Here is a 17,987-nt window from a genome sequence, read left to right as displayed (position 1 = left end):
AAAAAAGGGGAAGCAGCAGATGATTACCTTGAATATCAACGGTCGCGACACGCAGGTCGACGCCGATCCTTCCACGCCCATCTTGTGGGCATTGCGCGATAACCTGAACATGACGGGCACCAAATTCGGTTGCGGCGCGGCCCTGTGCGGCGCCTGCACGGTGCACCTCGACGGCCAGCCTATCCGCTCGTGCATCACGCCGATTTCCTCGGTCGGCGTGCAAAAGATCACCACCATCGAAGCGATGGAAAACGACCAGGTGGGCAAGGCGGTGCAGGCGGCGTGGGTGCGCCACGACGTGCCGCAATGCGGCTACTGTCAAAGCGGCCAGGTGATGAGCGCCACGGCGCTGCTGCGCACCAACAAGGCGCCCAGCGATGCCGACATCGACGGCGCCATGAGCGGCAATATCTGCCGCTGCGGCACCTACCAACGGATCCGCGCGGCCATCAAGGACGCGGCCAAGACCCTGGCCTGAGGAGAGCGACATGCGTATCGAATGGTTGAATCAGGAAGCATTGCAGCATGGCGGAGTGACCCTGGGCGCGGCGCTGGCATCGGCGCCGGTGGCGCTTGCCGATGGCGTGTCGCGGCGCGCTTTCATGCAGGCCGGCGCGGTGGCGGGCGGCGGCTTGATGCTGGGCTTTTTCCTGCCGGGCGCCGGCAAGCTGGCGCAGGCGGCCGATGCCGCGCCCGCCAAGCCCGTGTATGCACCGAACGCCTTTTTGCACATCGCCCCCGATAACACGGTGACGGTACAGGTGAACCGGCTGGAATTTGGCCAGGGCGTGCAAACGAGCTTGCCCATGCTGATCGCCGAGGAACTCGACGCCGACTGGCGCCTGGTGCATGGCGCATTGGCGCCGGCTGGCGAGCAGTACAAGGATGCCGCCTACGGCATGCAGATGACGGGAGGCTCCGGCAGCATCGCCCATTCGTTCACGCAGTACCGCGAGATCGGCGCCAAGGCGCGCGCCATGCTGGTAGGCGCCGCCGCCGCGCAGTGGAAAGTCAATCCCGAGCAGGTACGCGCCGCCAAGGGCGTGCTGTACGGCCCCGGCGGACAAAAGGCGACTTACGGCGAACTTGCCGACGCGGCCATGCGCCAACCCGTGCCCGCCAGCGTCAAGCTGAAAGACCCGCGCGACTTTGCCATCATCGGCAAACCCGTGAAACGCCTGGACGCAGCCGCCAAGTCCACGGGAAAACAGCAGTTCGGCATCGACTTCAAGCCGCCTGGCGCGAAAGTGGCCATGGTGGCGCGCCCGCCTGTGTTTGGCGCCAGGGTGGCGAAATTCGACGCCAGCAAGGCCAAGGCCATCAAGGGCGTGCTGGACGTGCTGGAAGTGAAGACCGACCGCGGCGGCAGCGGTGTGGCCGTCATCGCCGACGGTTACTGGCCCGCCAAGCAGGGACGCGACGCGCTGGCGATCGAATGGGATACGAGCGGCGTGGAAAAAGTCAGCAGCGACAAGCAGCTGGCCGCCTTCAAGGCGCTGGCGAAAACGCCGGGCACTGTCGCCAAACCTGCCGACATGGGCAAGCTGGCCAAGGCGCCGAAAAAGATCGAAGCCGTGTACGAGTTCCCCTATCTGGCGCACGCGCCGATGGAACCGCTCAACTGCGTCGTCGACCTGCAGGCCGACAAATGTACGATGTGGGTCGGCTCGCAATTCCAGACGGGCGACCAGGCAGCGATTGCCGCCACCTCCGGCCTGAAACCGGAGCAGGTGATTCTGCACACGATGATGGCCGGCGGCGGTTTCGGCCGGCGCGCCGTGCCTAGTTCCGACTACGTGGTCGAAGCCGTCAACGTCGCCAAGGCATACCGCGCGGCGGGCAAGCGCGGCGCATTGAAGCTGATGTGGAGCCGCGAGGATGATATCAAGGGTGGCTACTACCGGCCGTCGCATGTACACCGCGCGCAGATCGGCCTCGACGCCAAAGGGAAAATTCTCGCCTGGGACCACACCATCGTGGGCCAGTCCATCATGGCCGGCACGCCGTTCGAAGCCTTCATGGTGAAAAATGGCGTCGACGGCACCATGGTCGAAGGCATGGGCGAGCCGTACACCCTGCCGATGAAGCTGTCCGTGCACACGGCCAAGGCGAACGTGCCCGTGCTGTGGTGGCGCTCCGTCGGCTCGACGCACACGGCCTTCGTCATGGAAACCCTGATCGACGAAGCGGCGCACGTGGCGAAGATGGATCCCGTCGCCTACCGCAAGCAGCTGATCGACGCCAGGCATACGCGCCACATCGCCGCGCTGGACCTGGCCGTGGCCAAGTCCGGCTATGGCAGGAAGAAGCTGCCGAAGGGGCAGGCCTGGGGCGTGGCCATGCATGAATCGTTCAATTCCGTGGTCGCCTACGTGGTGACGGCATCGGTGGTGGAAGGCGCGCCCAGGCTGCACCAGGTATGGGCGGGCGTGCATTGCAATCTGGCCGTCAACCCCTTGACGATCGAGGCGCAAGTACAGGGCGCCGCGCTGATGGCGCTGGGCATGACCATCCCCGGCGCGGCCATCACGCTCAAGGATGGCGTGGTGGAGCAGCAGAACTTCGGCGACTACCCGGTGCCGCGCATGCCCGACATGCCGGTGATCGAGGTGCATCTGGTGCCGTCGGGCGACGCGCCGACGGGCATGGGCGAGCCGGGCGTGCCGCCATTGGCGCCCGCTTTTGCCAATGCGCTGTTTTCCCTGACGGGCAAGCGTCTGCGCAAGCTGCCATTCGACCTGGCGGCCGCATGACGGCAGTGGTGTTTTGAGTACGGTCGGCATCTTGCTGGCAGCCGGAAGGGGACGCAGGTTTGACCCTTCCGGCGTACGGAACAAATTGATGCAACCACTGGCCGAAGGCCCGCATGCGGGCTTGCCGGTGGTGGTGGCGGCCGCAAAAGCCATGCTGGCGGCCTTGCCGCGCGTGCTGGCCGTGGTGCGTGCCGACGACACGCAGGTGGCGCGCGTGCTCGGCGCGCTGGGCTGCGAGGTGCGCGTCTGCCATGATGCCGACACGGGCATGGCCGCCTCGCTCACCTGCGCCATCGATTGCGTGCGCGGTGCGCCGGGCTGGCTGATCGCCCTGGGCGACATGCCTGGTGTGGAAGCGGCTACAATCGCCGCCTTGTCGCAAGCCATTGCCGATGGCGCGCACATCGCCGTGCCCGTGTTCCAGGGACGGCGCGGCAACCCTGTCGCCTTCAGTGCCTTCCACTTGCCGCTGCTGCTGGCGCTCGATGGCGACCAGGGCGCGCGCAGCATCGTCAACAGCCATGCCGTATGCGAAGTGAGAGTGGACGACAGCGGTATCTTGCGCGATATTGATACACCTGACGATTTGTAAGGCGGGGCAGTGGCGCTCCCGGGAAGACAAGCCAGACACGAGGAAAACATGAAGAAAGCACCGATTCAAAAAATCACCGCCAAGGCGGGAGCCAAGGCAAGCGGTAAAGCCACAAGCAAAGCCGCGGCGAAAACCGCAGTGAAAACCACACCGGCCGCCGGCATCCTCTACAGCATCGCCGCAGCCGATTTGGCTGGCCACATGTTCAAAGTGACGTTGACCGTCAAGTCGCCGGCCGCCATCGGCCAGGTCTTGTCCTTGCCGGCGTGGATTCCGGGCAGCTACATGATCCGCGAATTTTCGCGCAATATCGTCAGCATCCGCGCCGAGTCCGAGGGCAAGGCCGTGGCGCTGACCAAACTGGACAAGCATTCGTGGCAAGCTGCCCCTTGCCAGGGCCCATTGACGGTCGAATACGACGTGTATGCCTGGGATTTGTCCGTGCGCGCCGCGCACCTGGACCAGAACCACGGCTTCTTCAACGGCACCAGCGTGTTCCTGCGCGTGCTGGGCCAGGAGTCCGATGCGCACGAGGTGCACATCGTGCAGCCGAAGGATGCCGCCTGCAAGACCTGGAGAGTCGCCACGACCCTGCCGGAACTCAAAGCGAAGCGCTATGGCTTCGGCAGCTACCAGGCAGCGAACTACGATGAGCTGATCGATCACCCGGTGGAGATGGGCGACTTCGCGCTGGCCACCTTCACTGCTTGCGGCGTGCCGCACGATGTCGTCGTCACCGGCAAGGTGCCGAACCTGGACCTGGACCGTCTGTGCCGCGACCTGAAAGCCATCTGCGAAACGCAGATCGCCTTCTTCGAGCCAAAAACGAAAAAAGCACCGATGGACCGCTATGTGTTCATGACCATGGCCGTTGGCGATGGCTATGGCGGCCTGGAGCACCGTGCCTCGACGGCGCTGATCTGCGCGCGCGCGGACTTGCCGACGACGGCTTCAAACAGCACCGAGATCGGCGACGGCTACCTGAAATTCCTGGGGCTGTGCAGCCACGAGTATTTCCACACCTGGAACGTCAAGCGCATCAAGCCGGCCGCCTTCGCGCCGTACAACCTGCAGGCGGAAAGCTACTCGCCGCTGCTGTGGCTATTCGAAGGCTTCACCAGCTATTACGATGACTTGATGCTGGTGCGCGCGGGTCTGATCGACGAGGCGGCCTATTTCAAATTGCTGGGCAAGACCGTCAACAGCGTCTTGCGCGGCAGCGGCCGCAGCAAGCAAAGCGTGGCCGATTCCAGCTTCGACGCCTGGGGAAAGTACTACCGCCAGGATGAAAACGCGCCGAACGCCATCGTCAGCTACTACACCAAGGGTTCGCTGATCGCGCTGGCCTTCGACCTGACGATCCGCGCCAAGACGAATGGCGAAAAGTCGCTGGACGACGTGATGCAGGCTTTGTGGCAGCGCTATGGCCGCGATTTCTACAAGGGCAAAGCGCGTGGCGTGACGCCGGCCGAAGTCGAAGCCCTGTTCGATGAGATCTCCGGCACGCGCATGAAACCCTTCTTCGAACGCTACATCCGCGGCACGGACGACGTGCCGCTGGCGCGCCTGCTGGCGCCGTTCGGCGTGAAATACAGCGACGCGCGCAAGGCGGAAAAAGCCAGCCTGGACGTCAACCTGGGCCGCGACGGCATCGACGCCAGGCTGGCGCAGGTGCACCAGGGCGGCGCCGCCCACCTGGCCGGCCTCTCGGCGGGCGACGTGCTGGTGGCCGTCGATGGCTTGCGCGTGACGGGTAACCCGGCCAACCTGGACACCTTGCTGGGCCGTTACGCCGTCGGCGCCAAGGTGGCGATCCACGCCTTCCGCCGCGACGAACTGATGACGTTCGCGGCCGTCTTGCAAGGCGACCGAGTTCCCGGTGTCAGCCTGGCATTGCTGCCGGCGCCAAAGAAAGCCACGGGGCCGAAGCGTCCTAGTGCCGCATGATGCTGTTTGTCGTACAGTAAGACAGAGAACCGGCCTTTACTGGCCGGTTTTTTCGCTCAGAATACATTTCCTCAAATGCAACTAAGCAGCCGATGCGGCCCGGTAGCATCATATTTACTGTAAATGAACTAATTTTTCTTTAACTAAACTAAAATTGCCGAATTGTCTCTTTTAGATTGCGCCCAACGTGCAAACCCTCGATCCTCGAACGATCATGCTGATGACGACCCTGATGTGTGGGGCAATGAGCATCGTCATGTTTTCGGTGTATCGCAGTTTCCGGCGCGAGGTGCATGGCCTCGGACATTGGGCGGCCGGCTTGCTGCTGCTTGTGTGTGCGTCGCTGCTGTTTGGCACCCGCGAAGTGCTGCCGCCAGCATTGTCCATAATCGCGGCCAATGCGGCGCTGGTGGCCGGCATCGGTCTGTCGATGCTGGGCACGGAGAAATTCTTTGGCCTGGCGCCCAGCCGCCGCGCCTATCTGCTGATACTGGTCCTGGCCATCGCCGGCAATAGCTGGTGGCTGCTGGTACGCCCTGATTTCTCGGCGCGCGTGGCGGTCTTCTCGCTGCTGGTCTTCCTGTTTTACGCGCGCCAGGTGCTGCTGGTATGGCGCCATGGCGAGCGCCATTTCTCGAGTTTTTTCCTTGGCGCGTTGATGCTGCTGCAAGCCATCGTGGTGCTGGCACGCGGCGTGTCTGCCTTGCTGCATGGCGGCTCCAGCGTGAACCTGACGGTGGCCGGCACGCCGGCCGGCATTTATCTGGCGGTCGCCAATTTCATGGCGCTGCTGCTGACGGTGGGCTTCATGACGGTGGCGACGCGCCGCCTGCAGCAGATACTGGAGCGCCGCTCGACCCACGATCCGCTCACGCAGGTGCTGAACCGGCGCGGCTTCGGCGATGCCTATGCGCGAGAAATTGGCAATCAGCGCCGCCGCCGTTTACCGCTGACACTGCTCAGCATCGACCTCGATTACTTCAAATCGATCAATGACCGCTACGGCCACGCCGTGGGTGACCAGGTGCTGGCGCATGTGGCCAGCGTCATCGGTGGCGCCTTGCGCGAATCGGATTGCGTGGCGCGTTTCGGCGGCGAGGAGTTCGTCGTGCTGATGCCTGATATGCCTGTAAATAATGCGTTGGGCGTGGCTGAACGCATTCGCACCTTGCTGCGCGAGTCCAGCCATGCGGGACTGCCAGCGTGTACGGTCAGCATAGGCGTCGCTTGCCAGGCATCGGTGGTGGAAGGGCTGGAACAGTTGTTGTCGCGCGCCGATGCGGCCCTGTACCTGGCCAAGGAGCGGGGACGCGACCGCATCGAACTCGATGCTTGCGCGTTTACTGAGGACCGGACAAGGTCCGCAGCTGGAATCGGTACTGGTCGTTGAACAGGAAGGTTTCGGAGAAATCGAAGGTCCGTGCGTGGCGGCGCATCAGGTGTCCCGCCGGCGGAAAGAGCGCTGGCACGCGCCGCACGGCAGCCAGCGCCGCGGCCGATGCTACGCTGTCGCGCGAACGGTGGACATGCACGCTTTTCAGCTCGCCGTCCGGTCCCACGCTCAGGTCGAGCACGACGATGGCCGGCAGCATGGGCGGCAGGCGCCCGCTGAACGTGTATGCACCGTTGGCCGCCATGATCTGCTGCGCCACCAGCGCCTTGTAGGCGTCGATGCTGGCCGCGAGTTGTATCGCGGCCGGCGTACGAGGGGGCGTAGCTGCGGGCGTGCGCGCCGCTGTCGGGGGCGCATTCTGGCAGGCCGATAGCAGGACCGCGGCGGCAAGGATGGTGATCGCGTGTCTCATGGCTGCCAGCCTGGCATGGTTTAACTGAACAGGCGTTCCAGCTCCACGCCGGGGTCTGGCGCGCGCATGAACGCTTCGCCCACGAGGAAGCTGTGGATGTGCGCGTCGCGCATGCGTTGCACGTCGGCCGTGCTGTGGATGCCCGATTCGGTGATGATCAATTTGTCTTGCGGGATGCGCGGCAAGAGATTGATGGTCGTGTCGAGCGACGTTTCGAAGGTGCGCAGGTTGCGGTTGTTGATGCCGATCAGCGCGCTCTTGAGCTTGAGCGCCGCCGTCAGTTCTTCGCCGTCGTGGCTTTCGATCAGCACGCCCATGCCCAGTTCGTGGGCACATGCTTCCATTTCGGCCATCAGGCCATGGTCGAGCGCCGCGACGATCAGCAGGATGCAGTCGGCGCCCATGGCGCGCGCTTCATAGATCTGGTACATGTCGACCATGAAATCCTTGCGCAGCACGGGGATGGCGCAGGCGGCGCGCGCCTGCTGCAGATACTCCACGGATCCCTGGAAGAACTGTTCGTCCGTCAGCACGGACAGGCAAGCCGCGCCATGCGCCGCATAGCTGGCGGCGATATCAAACGGGCGGAAGTCGGCGCGAATGATACCTTTCGATGGCGACGCTTTTTTGACTTCGGCGATGATGCCAGGCTTGCCGGCGGCGATGTGCTGGCGCAGGCTTGCTTCAAAGCCGCGCAGGCCGGCGCGCAGGGCGTGATCGCTTTCCACGTCGCCGCGCAGGCTGGCCAGGCTGCGGTGGGCTTTGGCCTTGGCCACTTCATCGGCCTTCACGGCCAGGATTTTATCGAGTATGTCGGACATGATGGTCGCTATTCTATAAAGGAGGGCGCAAGCTTACGCTTGCACCGGGGTGCCCAGCTGCTGCGTCACCTGCACGAATTGTTCCAGTTTCGCCAGGGCGGCGCCCGAGCTGACGGCCCTGCGCGCACTCGCCAGGCCATCTTCGATCGAACTGGCAACGCCGGCTGCATACAGCGCCGTACCCGCGTTCAGGGCGACGATGTCGGCGGCCGCACCGGGCTCACCGCGCAGCGCTTCCATCATCTTGGCTTTCGATTCGACGGCATCGGCCACCTTCAGGTTGCGGCTGGCGATCATCGACATGCCGAAGTCTTCGGGATGGATTTCATATTCACGGATTTCGCCGTTGATCAGTTCGCCCACCATGGTAGCGGCACCTAGCGACACTTCATCCATATTGTCGCGGCCATATACGACGATGGCATGCTGCGCGCCCAGGCGCTGCAGCACGCGCACCTGGATGCCGACCAGGTCGGCGTGGAACACGCCCATCAGAATATTCGGTGCGCCGGCCGGATTCGTCAGCGGACCGAGGATGTTGAAAATCGTGCGCACGCCCAGCTCCTTGCGCACGGGCGCCGCATGCTTCATGGCCGCATGGTGATTCGGTGCATACATGAAGCCGATGCCCGTTTGCGCGATCGACTGGGCGATCTGCTCGGGCTGCAGGTTGATGTTGACGCCCAGGGAGTCCAGCACGTCGGCGCTGCCGGACGAGGACGAGACGCTGCGCCCGCCATGCTTGGCGACGCGCGCGCCGGCGGCGGCCGCCACGAACATCGAGGCGGTAGAAATGTTGAATGTGTGCGCGCCATCGCCGCCCGTGCCGACGATGTCGAGCAGGTTGGTGGTGTCGGCCATGGGCACCTTGGTGGAAAACTCGCGCATCACTTGCGCGGCGGCGGCGATTTCGCCGATGGTTTCCTTTTTCACGCGCAGGCCCATGGTGAGGGCTGCGATCATGGTGGGCGACATGTCGCCGGACATGATCTGGCGGAACAGGTACAGCATTTCGTCGTGAAAGATTTCGCGGTGTTCGATGCAGCGCAGCAGGGCTTCTTGTGGTGTGATCGGCATGATGCTTCCTTCTTCAATGATGGCGCAGGACGACACTGATGGCACGCCGTGGCGTGCGCATGGGATCAGCGCTCGAGAAAATTCTTCAGCAGGGCATGGCCGTGCTCCGAAAGGATCGATTCGGGGTGGAACTGCACGCCCTCGATATCGTATTCCCGGTGGCGCACGCCCATGATTTCGCCGTCGTCCGTCCACGCTGTCACTTCCAGGCAGGAAGGTAGCGAGGCGCGTTCGATCGCCAAAGAGTGATAGCGGATCACTGTGAAGGGGCTGGGCAAGCCTTTGAAAACGCCCACGCCCGTATGCGCGATGAGGGAAGTCTTGCCATGCATGACTTGCTTGGCGCGGATGACCTTGCCGCCAAACGCCTCGCCGATGGCCTGGTGGCCCAGGCATACGCCCAATATCGGCTTCTTGCCGGCGAAGTGCTTGAGCACTTCCACCGAAATGCCCGCCTGTGCCGGCGCTTTCGGGCCGGGCGAGATGCAGATGCGGTCCGGGTTCAGCGCCTCGATCTGTTCGATCGTGATTTCATCGTTACGGTACACCCGCACGTCTTCGCCCAGCTCACCGAAATACTGCACGATGTTGTAGGTGAAGGAGTCATAGTTGTCGATCATCAGCAGCATCTTAAAACTCCCCATCCAGGCCATCTTGTACTTGTTCGGCGGCGCGCAATACGGCGCGCGCCTTGTTTTCGGTTTCCTGCCATTCCATTTCGGGGATGGAGTCGGCCACGATGCCGGCCGCAGCCTGTACGTACAGCATGCCGTCCTTGATCACGCCCGTGCGGATGGCGATCGCCACGTCCATTTCGCCACCAAACGACAGGTAGCCGCAGGCGCCGCCATAGATGCCGCGCTTGGTGATTTCCAGCTCGTCGATCACTTCCATGGCGCGCACTTTCGGCGCGCCCGTCAGGGTGCCGGCCGGGAAGGTGGCGCGCAGCACGTCCAGGTTCGACAAACCTTCCTTCAAAGTGCCTTCCACGTTCGAGACGATGTGCTGCACGTGCGAGTATTTTTCGATAACCATGCGGTCGGTGACGTGCACGCTGCCCGTTTCGGCGATGCGTCCGATGTCGTTGCGCGCCAGGTCGATCAGCATCACGTGCTCGGCGATCTCTTTCGGATCGGCCAGCAATTCGGCCGACAGCTCGGCGTCGCGCTCTGGCGTGGCGCCGCGCGGACGGGTGCCGGCGATGGGGCGCAAGGTGACTTTCTTGCCGCCGTCCGCCAGCTTCTCGTTGCGCACCAAAATCTCGGGCGAGGCGCCGATGATCTGCATGTCGCCGAAATTATAGAAGTACATATACGGCGACGGATTGAGCGACCGCAGGGCGCGGTACAGGGTCAGCGGCGAATCGACATATGGCTTGCGGATGCGCTGGCCGATCTGCACCTGCATCAAGTCGCCGGCCATCACGTATTCGTGCGCCTTGGCCACCGCCTTCAGATAGTCTTCCTTGGAAAAATCGCGGATGGTTTCCGTGCGCACGGAAGCGCTGGTGACGGGTGCATCGACGCCGCGGCGCAGCATCATGCGCAAGTCTTTCAGGCGCTGGCGCGCTTTTGAGAACGATTCGGGCTGCGCCGTGTCGGCGTAGACGATCAGGTACAGCTTGCCGGACAGGTTGTCGATGACGGCCAGTTCCTCCGTCACCATCAGCTGGATGTCGGGCAGGTTCAAATCGTCTTTCGGCGCGCCCCCCGCCAGTTTTTTCTCGATGTGGCGCACGGTGTCGTAGCCGAAGTAGCCGGCCAGGCCACCGCAGAAACGCGGCATGCCAGGGCGCAGGGCCACCTTGAAGCGAGACTGGTACTGTTCGATGAAGTCGAGCGGATTGCCTTCGTGCTCTTCGATCACGGCACCGTTCTTGACGATCTCGGTGCGGTTGCCATAGCTGCGCAACACGGTGGTGGCGGGCAAGCCGATGAAGGAATAGCGGCCGAAGCGTTCGCCGCCGACGACGGATTCGAGCAAGAACGTGTTCTTGCCGCCTTGCTGGGTTTGCGCCAGTTTCAGGTACAGCGTGAGCGGGGTTTCCAGGTCGGCGAAGGCTTCCGCGATCAGGGGGACGCGGTTGTAGCCTTGCTGGGCCAGCGATTTGAATTCGAGTTCGGTCATGTGTCTCTCCATGCCGCCAGGGTACGCGTGTGCGTGGTGCTGTCAAAGCACAGACCCTGCGGTGGGTTATCAAAAAACCTGCCGGTGCAGACAGCACGCACATGCGCGCCTGCAGCCGACAGCAATCTTACACGGCTCGGCCCTTAGGCCTGCCAGGATTGCCAGCGTCGCCAAAGCCAGGCCTCAATCGAGCCGGTTTGGGTGACATTGTGTTTTTTGATGAGAAACGTGTTCACGATGTGGTGTGGGTCAGTATGCTGGTCTGTTGTGCATGCTAATAAAATGGGTCGCTGCGAGCAGCGTATTTACTATACCATCGGAATCGGTGTCGTGTATAGAGTGTCCGTGGTTGTAACCATACGGTACCGTCAAGACGGGGCAGCCCGCAGCCCGTGCCGCTTGCGCGTCATTCGACGAGTCGCCGATGGCCACCACTTTGGCGGGCGGCAAGTCGAAGTCCGCACACACTTGCAGCAGCGGCATGGGGTGCGGTTTTTTCTTCGGCAGCGAATCGCCGCCGTAGACGATCTCGAAGTACTGATCCAGGTTTTTCAGTTTCAGCAGGGGCAGGGCGAAGGCGATCGGCTTGTTGGTGACGCAGGCCAGGCGCAAGCCTGCCGCCTTCATTGCCGCCAACCCCGCTTCCACCTCCGGGTACAGGGTGCTGAACTGGCCATTGATGGCCAGGTAGTGGCGCTGGTAAGCCTCTATCGCCTGCTCGAAACGCTGCTCCACGCCGGCTGCATCGAAGTCGAGCGCCAGCACGGTGCGTATCAGGTTTTCCGAGCCCTTGCCCACCATCAGTTTGATGGCCTCGGCGCTGATGGGCGCCAGGTCGAGTTCGGCGCGCATGCCATTGATGGCGACATGAAAATCGGGCACGGTGTCGAGCATCGTGCCATCGAGGTCGATGATGGCGGCGCGCACGCCGGCCAGTACGTGGTCTTTCACCGTGCCCGCTTGCATCAGGCGCCCTTTACAGCTGCGAGCTCGGCGCGCATGGCGTCGATGACGGCCTTGTAGTCCGGCTTGCCGAAGATGGCCGAACCGGCGACAAAAGTGTCGGCGCCGGCGGCAGCGGCAGCGGCGATGTTGTCGATCTTGATGCCGCCATCGACTTCGAGCATGATGTCACGGCCCGATTCGTCGATCATGCGGCGCGCTTCGGCGATTTTCTTCAGCGCTTGCGGAATGAAGGACTGGCCGCCGAAGCCCGGGTTGACGGACATGATCAGGATGATGTCGATCTTGTCCATCACGTGTTCCAGGTAGTGCAGTGGCGTGCCCGGGTTGAATACCAGGCCCGATTTGCAGCCATTGTCGCGGATCAGCTGCAATGAACGGTCCACGTGATCTGACGCTTCCGGATGAAAGGTGATGATGTTCGCGCCAGCCTTGGCGAAATCCGGGATAATGCGATCGACAGGCTTGACCATCAGATGCACATCGATGGGAACTTGCACGTGCGGGCGGATCGCTTCGCACACCAGGGGGCCGATGGTCAGGTTCGGCACGTAATGGTTATCCATCACGTCGAAGTGGATGATGTCGGCGCCGGCGGTAACGACGTTGCGCACTTCCTCGCCCAGGCGGGCAAAGTCGGCGGACAGGATGCTGGGAGCGATACGGAATGTTGTCATGGTGAAGTAGCCAAAGGATAGAAAATGCGATTTGCGCTATTTTACGCCTGACGCCGTTACCATGCCTCATGGAAGTACAGTGAAACACAGAATACGCATCGCGCGATGGCCAATGCGTCGCGCGCGACACACAATACGACTGGCAATGTCTGAATAGGAATGACGATGGCGACTTATGAATTTACGGTAACGGTCAAGACGCAATATCTGCCCGAGCAATCGGCACCGGACCAGGGGCGGCACGTGTTCAGCTACACGATCCGCGTCGTCAACACGGGCACGGCTGGCGCGCAGCTGATTTCGCGCCACTGGGTCATCACGGATGCCAACAACAAGGTGGAAGAAGTGCGCGGCCTGGGCGCCGTCGGCCACCAGCCACTGCTGCAGCCGGGCGAGCAGTTCGAATATACCAGCGGCACCATGCTGGGCACGCCGCAAGGCTCGATGCACGGCGAATACTTTTGCGTGGCCGAAGATGGCCATCAGTTCGAAGCACCGATTCCCGAGTTCGTGCTGTCGGTGCCGCGTACCCTGCATTAAGGAGACGCCGGGGGCGTGCGCCCCTATTTCAGTTTTTCGGTGGCGTCCTGTTCTTCACTGAGCTGCTTGCGCGCCGGCGGTGCGGGTTTTTTACCCGAATACATGGTCCACCAGACTATAAATGCCAGCAAGAAGAACGCCACCAGCGCCTCTATCATCAAGATCCACATACGCACCCCTATGTTATTTACCCGCAGCTTAATATTTACCCGTCGTCTGTTGACACGCGGTAGTCTACCCGTTTCAATCGGCGCCGTCGCGCTTGCGCTTTCCGCCTGTACCACGCCGCCGGCAGAGCCGGTCACCGCGACTGGCAAGGCGCCGGCCATCGCTCCCACCGTCGTCAAGCCAGTGCCGGCCAAGCCGGCCGACGCCAAGGATACGATTGACGCGGCGGCGCCCACTTTCGTACCCGCCAAGTTCGCCGCCTTGCCTGGCTGGGCCCGCGACGACATGCGCGCCGCCTGGCCAGCGTTCATGGCTTCGTGCGGCGTGCTGGTGAAACGTCCGGACTGGAAGGAATCGTGCACGATTGCGCGCCAGGTCAATGCCGACAGCGACAAGGCCATCCGCCTGTTCTTCGAGACTTTCTTTGTGCCCAATCAAGTCATCACGGCCGATGGCGCCAGTACCGGTTTGGTGACGGGTTATTACGAACCTTTGCTGCATGGCGCGCGCAAGCGCGGCGGTCCATACCAGACACCGCTGTACAAGGTGCCCGACGACCTCGTCTCGGTGGACTTGTCCGGCGTGTATCCGGAATTGAAAAACATGCGCTTGCGCGGCAAGCTGGTCGGCAAGAAGGTGATACCGTACGCGACCCGCGCCGACATCGAGCGCGCCACGTCTGTGACGGGCAAGGAATTGCTGTGGGTGGATGACGAAGTCGAGGCGTTCTTCCTGCAAGTGCAGGGTTCCGGGCGCGTGCAGCTGACCGATACGCAGGAAACCGTGCGCGTGGCGTATGCGGATCAGAACGGCCATCCGTATAAATCGATCGGCCGCTACCTGGTCGACAAGGGTGAGCTGACCCTGAGCCAGGCGTCCGCGCAGGGCATCAAGGCGTGGATCGCCGGCCACCCCACGCGCAAGGATGAATTGTTCAACGCCAATCCCAGCTATGTCTTCTTCAAGGAAGAGCGTCTGCCCGACCCGAAAGTGGGGCCAAAGGGCGCGCTGGGCGTGCCGTTGACGCCGCAGCGCTCGGTGGCCATCGATTCGCGCTTCCTGCCGCTGGGCGCGCCCGTGTTCCTGTCCACCACGCAAGCCAATAGCGACATTCCCATGCAGCGCCTGGTGATGGCGCAGGATACGGGCGGCGCCATACGCGGGCCCATCCGTGTCGATTACTTCTTTGGCTTTGGCGCGGAAGCGGCCGAGAATGCGGGCCGCATGAAGCAGAGCGGCGCCGTGTGGGTGTTGCTGCCGAAGCAGGCGCCGGCGCGCTAGGGAGCGCGAGCTGCGCCGGGCGGTCCGTGGTTTGGCTTAGCGCAAGACCATCACTGGCAGATGGGTATGCGCCAGCACTTTTTGCGTTTCGCTGCCCACGAACAGCTTGTTCAAGCCCTTGCGGCCGTGCGAGGCCATCAGGATGATGTCGCAATGGTAGGTCTGTGCCGCATTGACGATTTCGTCGTGCGGGCTGGGTGACACGGCCACCACGCCTTCGAAGGGCACGCCGACGGCGCGCGCCGCTGCGCTGATCTTGTCGATGGCGCGTTGCGAGGCTTCCTGCATCTGCTGTTCATACAGGCTGGCGTCGAGCACGATGCCGCCGTCGGCCATCGGCGAGAACGGGAAGGGCTGCACCACGCTGATGGCGACCAGCTTGGCTTTGTTCAATTGGGCGAAGGCGAGGGCGGTTTCGGCGGCTTTGTCGGACAAGGGCGAGCCGTCGGTGGGAAATAAGATGGTGTTAAACATAGCGTGCTCCTCAAGTGATGTAAGACAGCTTATGGATTTACATCAATTAAAACCTTGATATAAATCAAACCTTCCAGGCTTTGGCATAAATCGTGTCGCCAAGGCAATCTTTTAGCAGTGTATGCCCGTTCATCGCTTCAGGTGCGCACGCTACGCAGCGGCGTGCCCCACACCATGGCGACCGTCAACAGGATGCTGCCTGCCGCGATGCAGGCCAGGCCATTGCGCACGCCAAAGTGTTCCGCCACCCAACCGGCGGCCAGCGCACCCAGCGGCGCCGTCGCTACCGTCAGGAAGCGCATGGTCGAGGTCATGCGGCCCAGCATGGGGTCGGGCGTGACTTTCTGACGCAGGCCCAGGTAGGGAATAAAAAACAGCATCACGCCGCAATCGAAAAAGAACATCAGCACGGCATAAGCGACGGCGCTGGCTGCCGCGCTGCCAAATAGCGCGGCGGGAATCGTTGGCGTCAGGGCAAAGCAGAGCGAGGTCGATGCCAGGCCGATCAGGATCGTGCGGCCGGCGCCATAGCGGTGCGTCAGCGGTTTGACGATGAAGGCGCTGAGCAAGACGCCGGCGCCGCCCAGCATCTGCGTCATGCCCAGCACGCCAGGACTCATGCCCAGGTCGCGCGTGGCGAACAGCACCGTCAAGGCCATGCTGGCGTAAAACAGGAAGTGCCAGATGCCGGCGCCCCAGGCCAGCGCGCGCAGCAGTGGTTCGCGCCAGACAAACAGCAAGCCGTCGGCGATGTCGCGCAAGGCGTGTTTGTCGGATGGTGCGGGACGCGGATCGCGTACGCTCATGGCGCGCAGATTGAAGACGGAAATCAAGTAGCCGCAAGCCGTGCACAGGATAGCGACGGGCGCCGACAGGACTTGCACCAGCACGCCGGCCAGGCCGGGGCCGATCAGGCGCGAAGCCGATTCGGTGGCAGCAAATTTTGATTGCGCATCGATCAAGCCGTCGCGGCCCACCAGGAAAGTCAGAAACACCTGTTCGGCGCCGCCACCGACGACGAAGCCCGTGCCGATGATGAACCCCACTATATATAACCACGGCATCGACAGCACGCCGCACCAGTAAGCAATCGCCACGCTGGCCAGGGCCAGGCCGGACATGCTTTCGCTGAACAACATGATCGGGTGCTTGCTGCGCCGGTCCAGCAGCACGCCGACGGGCAAGCCGAAGAGCGCAAACGGCAGCGCCTGCAAGGCGACCAGCACGCCCATCTGCTCCGGCGTGGCATGCAGCAACAGTACCGCGCACAGGGGCAGGGCCAGCGAGGTAATCTGGGCACCGAAGCAATTGAGGCCATTGCTGAACCATAGGCGGCGGAAATTGACGCTGGCGGCGCTGCCGTCGCCGCGCAGGTAGTGGCTGCAGTACTGAAAGAAGGAGGAGAAAATACGCTGCTCGATAAAAATGATCGGGCTCACAATAATAGCAGCGCACCTGCCGCGCAGCTGCCGTTAGCCGCTACAATCGTTGTCACCGTGTTCATCCAGAGGAGACTATATGCAATACGAAGACTTGATCATCGATATCCAGGACAAAGTGGCAATCATCCGCCTGAACCGCCCGAAGGCCTTGAACGCCTTGAACGACAACATGATGAATGAGCTGGGCGACGCCCTGCTGAAGTTTGACGCCGACGAGAATATCGGCTGCATCGTGCTCACGGGCAGCGAAAAAGCGTTTGCCGCCGGCGCCGATATCGCCGCCATGGCCGATTACACTTATCCCGATACCTTTACCCAGGGTTATATCAGCCGTAACTGGGAGCATATCTTGCGCGTGCGCAAACCTGTGGTGGGTGCGGTGGCGGGCTACGCACTCGGTGGCGGTTGCGAACTGGCCATGATGTGCGATTTCCTGATCGCTGCCGACAGCGCCAAATTCGGCCAGCCGGAAATCAAGGTCGGCGTCACGCCGGGCGCGGGCGGCACGCAGCGTCTGCCGCGCGCCATCGGCAAGGCCAAAGCCATGGATTTGCTGCTGACGGCACGCACCATCGACGCTGCCGAGGCGGAACGCATCGGCCTGGTGTCGCGCGTGGTGCCGGCCGATAAATTGCTGGAAGAAACCTTGGCCGCCGCCAAGACCATCGCCGCCATGCCGATCTCGGTGGCCATGATGATCAAGGATTGCGTCAACCGCGCCTTTGAAACCACCTTGACCGATGGTGTCGCTTACGAGCGCCGTTTGTTCCAGGCCGCCTTCGGCACGCCTGCACAAAAAGAAGGCATGCACGCTTTCCTGGAAAAGCGCTTGCCAAACTTCGACGGTCTTTGATATGATTCGCCTCCCCGATGAGACGCAGTAGTTTTAGCGAAACAGAGGGAGTCGGATGCAGTAGCAAACGGCAAAAAAAGAAGGTTGACGAAATGCTGCAAACGCTTCATACTCTTCCTTCTTCGCAGCTGACAAACACAACGCTTTGTCGATAGCGCGAAAGCAGTACCGATAGCAGTTCTTTAACAATTAACAGTCGATAAGTGTGGGCATTTGATGTAAGTGCAGCAGTGATCTTAGGGTCGCTGTAAAACTTAAAATATCAAATGTTCACAAGAAATAATGAAATAGGCGCTACGCAAGTAGTGGCCTGTCAGTTTTTTGAGTGAGCGACCCGTCAGCAATGACGGTGCCTGTAAAAGGGCAAAGTAACAGAGATTAAACTGAAGAGTTTGATCCTGGCTCAGATTGAACGCTGGCGGCATGCCTTACACATGCAAGTCGAACGGCAGCACGGAGCTTGCTCT

At 62.1% G+C, this 17,987-nt stretch carries 18 protein-coding genes and 1 rRNA gene; 9 read left to right on the top strand and 10 right to left on the bottom strand.

The window, feature by feature from the left end:
• Nucleotides 1-19: 19 nt before the first annotated feature.
• The 5 genes from ACQ4WS_RS11430 (at nt 20) to ACQ4WS_RS11410 (ending at nt 6,682) form a co-directional block, all read left to right on the top strand.
• Nucleotides 20-478, top strand: coding sequence for a (2Fe-2S)-binding protein (locus ACQ4WS_RS11430; RefSeq protein WP_436476299.1), 459 nt, complete (start codon nt 20-22; stop codon nt 476-478).
• Nucleotides 479-488: 10 nt separating this feature from the next.
• On the top strand, nt 489-2,753 hold the full coding sequence (locus ACQ4WS_RS11425; protein ID WP_436476297.1) for a xanthine dehydrogenase family protein molybdopterin-binding subunit: 2,265 nt from the start codon (nt 489-491) through the stop codon (nt 2,751-2,753).
• Between the two features lie 13 nt (nt 2,754-2,766).
• A complete protein-coding gene (locus ACQ4WS_RS11420) occupies nt 2,767-3,345 on the top strand; it encodes a nucleotidyltransferase family protein (protein ID WP_436476295.1) in 579 nt (192 codons plus the stop codon).
• Between the two features lie 48 nt (nt 3,346-3,393).
• A complete protein-coding gene (locus ACQ4WS_RS11415) occupies nt 3,394-5,292 on the top strand; it encodes a M61 family metallopeptidase (protein WP_436476293.1) in 1,899 nt (632 codons plus the stop codon).
• A gap of 214 nt (nt 5,293-5,506) precedes the next feature.
• On the top strand, nt 5,507-6,682 hold the full coding sequence (locus ACQ4WS_RS11410) for a GGDEF domain-containing protein (protein ID WP_436476291.1): 1,176 nt from the start codon (nt 5,507-5,509) through the stop codon (nt 6,680-6,682).
• On the opposite strand, the gene ACQ4WS_RS11405 is transcribed toward ACQ4WS_RS11410, so the two are convergent.
• The 7 genes from ACQ4WS_RS11405 to rpe all read right to left on the bottom strand — a co-directional run bounded on the left by ACQ4WS_RS11405 (nt 6,633) and on the right by rpe (nt 12,762).
• Nucleotides 6,633-7,097, bottom strand: coding sequence for a hypothetical protein (locus ACQ4WS_RS11405; RefSeq protein ID WP_436476289.1), 465 nt, complete (start codon nt 7,095-7,097; stop codon nt 6,633-6,635). The genes ACQ4WS_RS11410 and ACQ4WS_RS11405 overlap by 50 nt on opposite strands.
• A gap of 20 nt (nt 7,098-7,117) precedes the next feature.
• On the bottom strand, nt 7,118-7,918 hold the full coding sequence (gene trpC, locus ACQ4WS_RS11400) for an indole-3-glycerol phosphate synthase TrpC (protein WP_436476287.1): 801 nt from the start codon (nt 7,916-7,918) through the stop codon (nt 7,118-7,120).
• Between the two features lie 33 nt (nt 7,919-7,951).
• Complete coding sequence (trpD, locus tag ACQ4WS_RS11395) at nt 7,952-8,995, bottom strand: anthranilate phosphoribosyltransferase (RefSeq protein WP_436476285.1); 1,044 nt, start codon at nt 8,993-8,995, stop codon at nt 7,952-7,954.
• Between the two features lie 65 nt (nt 8,996-9,060).
• A complete protein-coding gene (locus ACQ4WS_RS11390; protein ID WP_092719017.1) occupies nt 9,061-9,624 on the bottom strand; it encodes an aminodeoxychorismate/anthranilate synthase component II in 564 nt (187 codons plus the stop codon).
• Nucleotide 9,625: 1 nt separating this feature from the next.
• Nucleotides 9,626-11,122 carry an anthranilate synthase component I gene (gene trpE, locus ACQ4WS_RS11385; protein WP_436476283.1) on the bottom strand — a complete coding sequence of 499 codons (1,497 nt, stop codon included), beginning with the start codon at nt 11,120-11,122 and terminating at the stop codon, nt 9,626-9,628.
• A gap of 249 nt (nt 11,123-11,371) precedes the next feature.
• Nucleotides 11,372-12,088: a phosphoglycolate phosphatase gene (locus ACQ4WS_RS11380; RefSeq protein ID WP_436476281.1), complete on the bottom strand. Its 717-nt coding sequence runs from the start codon at nt 12,086-12,088 to the stop codon at nt 11,372-11,374.
• Nucleotides 12,088-12,762 carry a ribulose-phosphate 3-epimerase gene (gene rpe, locus ACQ4WS_RS11375; protein ID WP_034753544.1) on the bottom strand — a complete coding sequence of 225 codons (675 nt, stop codon included), beginning with the start codon at nt 12,760-12,762 and terminating at the stop codon, nt 12,088-12,090. Before rpe ends, ACQ4WS_RS11380 begins: the two co-directional genes overlap by 1 nt.
• Before the next feature lie 165 nt (nt 12,763-12,927).
• Between rpe and apaG the strand changes: the two genes are divergently transcribed.
• Nucleotides 12,928-13,302, top strand: coding sequence for a Co2+/Mg2+ efflux facilitator ApaG/CorD (apaG, locus tag ACQ4WS_RS11370; protein ID WP_034753698.1), 375 nt, complete (start codon nt 12,928-12,930; stop codon nt 13,300-13,302).
• 23 nt (nt 13,303-13,325) lie between these two features.
• Here apaG and ACQ4WS_RS11365 read toward each other — a convergent pair whose 3' ends face one another.
• A complete protein-coding gene (locus ACQ4WS_RS11365; protein ID WP_167468630.1) occupies nt 13,326-13,472 on the bottom strand; it encodes a hypothetical protein in 147 nt (48 codons plus the stop codon).
• A gap of 10 nt (nt 13,473-13,482) precedes the next feature.
• Here ACQ4WS_RS11365 and mltA point away from each other — a divergent pair, with 10 nt between their 5' ends.
• Complete coding sequence (gene mltA / locus ACQ4WS_RS11360) at nt 13,483-14,751, top strand: murein transglycosylase A (protein WP_495542690.1); 1,269 nt, start codon at nt 13,483-13,485, stop codon at nt 14,749-14,751.
• 36 nt (nt 14,752-14,787) lie between these two features.
• Here the strand turns inward: mltA and ACQ4WS_RS11355 are convergent, their stop codons facing one another.
• Both ACQ4WS_RS11355 and ACQ4WS_RS11350 read right to left on the bottom strand, forming a co-directional pair.
• Complete coding sequence (locus tag ACQ4WS_RS11355) at nt 14,788-15,225, bottom strand: universal stress protein (RefSeq protein WP_436476276.1); 438 nt, start codon at nt 15,223-15,225, stop codon at nt 14,788-14,790.
• Nucleotides 15,226-15,362: 137 nt separating this feature from the next.
• The gene (locus ACQ4WS_RS11350; protein WP_436476274.1) at nt 15,363-16,664 is read right to left on the bottom strand and encodes an MFS transporter; all 1,302 of its coding nucleotides are present in this window, start codon (nt 16,662-16,664) and stop codon (nt 15,363-15,365) included.
• A 79-nt stretch (nt 16,665-16,743) separates the two neighbouring features.
• Here ACQ4WS_RS11350 and ACQ4WS_RS11345 point away from each other — a divergent pair, with 79 nt between their 5' ends.
• Together ACQ4WS_RS11345 and ACQ4WS_RS11340 are read left to right on the top strand one after the other, a co-directional pair.
• Nucleotides 16,744-17,520, top strand: coding sequence for an enoyl-CoA hydratase (locus tag ACQ4WS_RS11345; protein WP_436476272.1), 777 nt, complete (start codon nt 16,744-16,746; stop codon nt 17,518-17,520).
• A 380-nt stretch (nt 17,521-17,900) separates the two neighbouring features.
• A 16S ribosomal RNA gene (locus tag ACQ4WS_RS11340) occupies nt 17,901-17,987 on the top strand; the annotation flags it as partial.

Source organism: Janthinobacterium leeuwenhoeki, from assembly GCF_051380795.1.
In the GTDB taxonomy this organism is placed as follows: Bacteria; Pseudomonadota; Gammaproteobacteria; order Burkholderiales; family Burkholderiaceae_D; genus Janthinobacterium.
Note: the sequence above shows the minus strand (reverse complement) of the source record. Positions and strands in the feature narration are given on the sequence as shown.